Source organism: Bradyrhizobium sp. (assembly GCF_035273305.1).
Taxonomy (GTDB): domain Bacteria; phylum Pseudomonadota; class Alphaproteobacteria; order Rhizobiales; family Xanthobacteraceae; genus Bradyrhizobium.
Genome location: NZ_DATEPI010000244.1, coordinates 1 through 4,960, shown reverse-complemented (window position 1 = coordinate 4,960; position 4,960 = coordinate 1). Strand labels below are relative to the sequence as shown.

Below are 4,960 nucleotides of genomic sequence, written 5' to 3'. Positions count from 1 at the left end.
ACACCTTGTCATCGAGCGCTTGGCTCGAACCAAATGCCCCATCGTTGCCGATCATGCCGGTTTCGATTGCACCGCCGCCGATGGTCTCGACGACGCAGGAGATAATGCCGCCGTGGGGGAAATATACTTTTTCCACGCGTTCGTGCGTTTCGGCGAGTACCTGACCATGAGGGAGCTGGATGACGGAAAGGTCTCGCGACAGGCGATCAAGAACGTCAGCATCCAACCGGTTGAGGAGGAAATTCTTGCTGTGAGGCATAATGCGCTCCCTTGCCTTGCAGGCGGGAGCACAAAACTCTCAGCCACCGACGCCTACGGACAGAGCCGAGCCGGTGATGTGGTTAAAATAAGCGTTCACCAAATAAACGCAAGTTCATTCGCCTCAAGTAGCATGGTTCTCCGGACGTTCGAAAGTTCCAGATCGTGCAGGCGGAGGCGCAACAGTTCAAATGCGCTCAGCGACGAGAGCGATTGCGGAGAGAGCCCACGATTTCAACGGCGGCGGCTTGCAATTCCGGCAGATAGCGACTGGCGAACACCTCAACGGTGTGCGCTGGCTTCAGCCAAAGCATGTTGATTGATCCGATTACGCGTGCCCCGTCACGCAGCGGGACCGCGATCGAGAGTAACCCATCAGCGTGTGGCAGTCCTCCGTAGTATCCCCCGACGTGGCTTGGATCTCGCGTGCCAAATCCACGTGCGTGCGTCTCCTGGAGAATCGCGTCCAGTCGCTTGGGATCCCGCGCCAACCGGTCTTCAGCTTTAGATGAGGAACGCAAGAGCTCGATGATTTGCTGACGTTCCTTGAGCGGACAAAACGCCAGATAGGCACGCCCGACACCGGACAAAAGCCAATTTACGGGCAAACCGACGCGCTCCTGCATCATGATAAATGGAGTGCGCGTGCGGGTGGTTTCACGGATTTCCATGTGGTCGCCCGCCGGCACCATCAGGTCCGATGGCCAGGACACACGCCGGCAAAGCCTCTCCATCACCGGAGCCGCTACTTCGGCAATGCGATCGCGATGATCGCGCCTCGTCGGCGAATGAGTGAGGTTCGATCCAGTTCGATATCGTCCATCAGCAAGCCGCCGTGTGGCAACTCCAGACTGCTGAAGCGTGTGGAGAATACGCAGCAGGGTTGGCTTGGGAATACGGGTAAGATTGTAAATCTCATGTAGCGAAGAATCGGGCTGCATCTGCAGTGCTTGGAGAACGCGCAGACCTCGCTCGAGACTGGCGATCGTTTTCGCTGAGGACATGCTCCACACCTCAAGGTGCATTCCGCTCAGCGGAACGTAGCATTCCGCTGAATGAAAAGCACGCGGATTTCCATGGCATGGAGATCGGAATGGGTAGACCGTCCTGTCATTCGGTTACATCTGAAATTCAAGGAATTGAGCCATGATGACTGCCGTGACACGAAGGGCGCTTGTATGCACATTATCGGTTGGTGCAGTTCTGGCCAGCGGCATTCAGCTGCGCGCGCAGCCGCCCGCTTTTCCCTCCGGGGTTATTCGTCTCGTTTGCCCATTCTCGGCCAGCACACCGTCTGACATCATTAGCAGGATCGTAGCCAAAGAGCTGTCGGAGGCCGAGGGCTGGCGCGTCATCGTCGAGAACAGGCCCGGTGGTGTGACGACAATCGCGGCGAGCGATGTGTTGCAGCAGCCGGCGGACGGGCTTTCGCTCTACGCAATGTCAGTCCCCTCGGTAGCGGCCCCGTCGCTGCTTCCCAAAATCGCCTACCGCCTGGACTCTGATTTTGAACCGGTCATCAAGACGTCTGTTTCATATAACGTCCTGGTCGTGAATCCCGACGTGCCGGCAAAATCGGTTGCAGAACTCGTCGAGCTACTAAAGCGCCAGCCCGACAAGCTCACTTTTTCTTCGGGTGGCTTCGGAACCCCAGCGCATCTCATCGGAGAGCAATTCAAGCTCCAGACCGGTGTTCATGCGCAACACGTGCCCTACGCGCAGTTTCCCCAGGCGATCGGCGACCTCCTCAACGGCACCAACCAGTTCATGTTTATTACAATGCTTCCCGTGATTGACTTGATCAAAACCGGCAAGCTTCGTGCACTCGCCGTCACCGCGCCGCAACGAGTGGCGGCACTAGCTGACGTTCCTACCATCATTGAAGCTGGATTTCCTTCGCTCGTGGTTGAAGATTGGACGGGCTACGCGGTCAAACGCGGTACGCCCAAGGAAAGCATCGCGCGCCTGAACGCTGCCATCAACAAGGCTCTGGCAAAGCCAGCGGTTCGCGAGGCGTTTGCAAAGCTTGGCGCCAAGCCGGCCGGTGGTACATCCGAAGAACTCGGCGTGCTCGTCAAGTCTCAGATCAAGCATTGGCAGATGGTGGTGACCGATGCGGGTATGAAGGTCGCAGAATAATGGCATCAAGATTCCGCGTGACGCTGCTCGGGACGGGAGTTCCTATCCCCAACCCCGAGCGGTTCGGCCCCAGCACGCTGATCGAAGCCGGCGATCAAACGATCCTGATTGACGCCGGGCGCGGCGCCACAATCCGGCTATCGCAGATTGGTGTGCCGATCGGCAGGCTGGATGCGCTCTTCCTGACCCACTTCCATTCCGACCACACCGTCGGCATTCCGGACCTGTGGCTCACGGGCTGGTTGAACTCTCATTTTGGATCACGGCGCAACCCCTTCCATGTCATCGGCCCCACCGGCACGCAAGCCATGATGCGACATCTCGAAGCCGCCTACGCGCGCGACATAGACATCCGCGTCGAGGATGAGAAATTGGTGCGAGACTATGCAGCAATCACAGTCCACGAGTTTGAGCATGACGGCACGGTCTATGAAGCCGGCGGATTGAGAGTCATCGCCTTTGTCGTAGATCACGGCGATGCCATCAAGCCGGCTTACGGCTTCCGAATAGAATACGACGGCCGCGTTGCCGTTATCTCAGGCGACACCCGCTACAACGAAAATGTCATTAGCTATGGCAGCGGGGCTGATCTTCTCATTCACGAAGTAGCGATGGCCCCGCCGGAGCTTCTTTTAGAAACTCGCATCCAACGCATCATTGCGCATCACACCTCACCTCGCGAGGCCGGGCTGGTGTTCGCGCGTGCCAAGCCCAAGCTGGCCGCCTTTACCCATCTTGTCATGCTCGCGAGCGAGCGCATTCCTGCGCCCTCGATCGAAGCGTTGATCGCGCAGACCCGTGAAACCTATTCGGGGCCGCTCGCGGTTGGAGAGGATCTTACCGCTTTTGACATCGGCGAGACGGTCGCGATGCATCGAACCCCGGGAGCAGTTCACGGGCTCTCGGCCCTATCCGTTCAAAGCAAAAATTCCATGCCCGATTCACTTCCCTTGGTCTCGGAAGAATCAAAATGAACTGTCGTGCGTTCACTGCTGTGCTGAGCGCTGCCGTAGCGTGGCCATTGGTGATCCGTGCGCAGAACAGCGCAGCGCGAAAGGTTGGCGTGCTTTTTCCAGGCGTGCTGGGGCCGGAGCGGGAGCGCTTGATCACGGAGGGACTGGTTAACGAACTAGGCACCGAAAAAGCCGTCCTGCTAGTGCGATCGGCAGGCGGCGATGATCGATTGCTCGCCAGATATGCAGGCGAACTCGCAAACAGCACAGATATCATTGTTGCGATTGCCTCGGGCAGTCTTGTAGCTGCGAGGCAAGCATCTCAAACCATTCCTATCGTCCCGCTTGATCTGGAATCAGATCCCATCGCTACCGCGGCGGCGCAAAGTCTGAATCGGCCCGGCGGCAATGTAACCGGCATCTTCTTCGATGCGCCTGAAATTGCGAGCAAGTGGATTCAGATCATCCAGGAAATGCTGCCTCAGATCAAAAAGGTGGCTTTATTTTATGATGCGCATCTGGACCAAACCAAACTGAAATCGGGCGAAGCCACCGCCCGCAATCTTGGGCTGGAAACGGTGAGCCTTGGGGTGGATACTCCAGCCGGATTTCGCGACGCGTTCAGGCGCGCGGTCGACGCGAAAGTCGATGCAATGCTGGTGCACTCATCACCCATATTCGTAGATCAAGCGTCTGTCATTGCAGATCTCGGACGAGAATTCCGGTTGCCATCGATCGGTCTTTTTCCGATCTACGCGCAAGTCGGAGGTCTCGCTTCATATGGACCGAACAATTTCGAGTTGCTCAAACAGGTGGGCGGCATCGTTGGTAAGATCCTTCGCGGCGCCAGGCCCGCGGAGTTTCCCATTCAAAGACCGATTATTTATCGTTCCTGATCAATATGCGAACCGCCAAATTGCTGCACTTGGCCATTCCTGCATCGTTGACCGCCCTCGCAGATGAAGTGATTGAATGAAATAGGATGTCGCCTTCGGCTGCACAAGGCTTCAACTAGACAGGCTCATGTCGCGGACGTAGCCGGATCTGGTCTGATATTGGATCTCACGACGACGGTTTGAGAATTGGCGACGAGCCGCGGGAGCAGCGTCGGTCAACCGAAGGGCTTTTTGGATTTGATTGCACAGGACGCCGCGATCGGTGTCGCGCCGGGAATAGGCAGCCGATAATCTAACCAAGCCGCTCCCGGCAACTAGGGGATTCAAACCAAATGCAGCTACTGCTTTACAAGCGCCCGGCTCGTTTTCGCTGAATGACAGCAGTTGAGAACCGAGTTCACTGAAGATGCGCTGCGCTTCTCTCGCATTTCGCATAGCCTGATCATACTCGTGAATCTCCCGAGAGCTAACCGCCGTTTCCCGCGGCTTCGGCAAAGAAATATTCCCACGAACCAGGATCTGCTCGAGAACTTTCCGCCGAAGCTCAAATAACGCTCGGATCGGCCGGCCTAGCAACTCAAGCAATACCCAGCCAAGAAATGCTGCGGCCAAAATTGTAATTAGGCAGACATATGACTCCATGTCGTCGAATCCTGCGTATTCCGCCGCGCATACTCGTCAGTTTATTCAATGCGTCGCAAAGCAGTAGTATCG

Annotated in this window: 5 protein-coding genes and 1 pseudogene; 3 read left to right on the top strand and 3 right to left on the bottom strand. The window is 56.9% G+C overall.

Going from position 1 to position 4,960, the window contains the following annotated elements:
• Nucleotides 1–259 (bottom strand): annotated as a pseudogene (locus VJV58_RS16615) (Crp/Fnr family transcriptional regulator); the annotation flags it as partial.
• A 196-nt stretch (nt 260–455) separates the two neighbouring features.
• Nucleotides 456–1,262 carry a helix-turn-helix domain-containing protein gene (locus VJV58_RS16610; protein ID WP_324138456.1) on the bottom strand — a complete coding sequence of 269 codons (807 nt, stop codon included), beginning with the start codon at nt 1,260–1,262 and terminating at the stop codon, nt 456–458.
• Nucleotides 1,263–1,404: 142 nt separating this feature from the next.
• Between VJV58_RS16610 and VJV58_RS16605 the strand changes: the two genes are divergently transcribed.
• From VJV58_RS16605 to VJV58_RS16595, 3 genes are read left to right on the top strand one after another with little or no spacing between them, the layout of a single operon-like run.
• A complete protein-coding gene (locus VJV58_RS16605) occupies nt 1,405–2,397 on the top strand; it encodes a tripartite tricarboxylate transporter substrate binding protein (protein WP_324138455.1) in 993 nt (330 codons plus the stop codon).
• Nucleotides 2,397–3,371, top strand: a complete 975-nt coding sequence (locus VJV58_RS16600) for an MBL fold metallo-hydrolase (protein WP_324138454.1) — start codon at nt 2,397–2,399, stop codon at nt 3,369–3,371. The genes VJV58_RS16605 and VJV58_RS16600 overlap by 1 nt, the downstream gene beginning before the upstream one ends.
• Nucleotides 3,368–4,246, top strand: a complete 879-nt coding sequence (locus VJV58_RS16595; protein WP_324138453.1) for an ABC transporter substrate-binding protein — start codon at nt 3,368–3,370, stop codon at nt 4,244–4,246. Before VJV58_RS16600 ends, VJV58_RS16595 begins: the two co-directional genes overlap by 4 nt.
• 111 nt (nt 4,247–4,357) lie before the next feature.
• On the opposite strand, the gene VJV58_RS16590 is transcribed toward VJV58_RS16595, so the two are convergent.
• The gene (locus VJV58_RS16590) at nt 4,358–4,888 is read right to left on the bottom strand and encodes a hypothetical protein (protein WP_324138452.1); all 531 of its coding nucleotides are present in this window, start codon (nt 4,886–4,888) and stop codon (nt 4,358–4,360) included.
• Nucleotides 4,889–4,960: the final 72 nt, after the last annotated feature.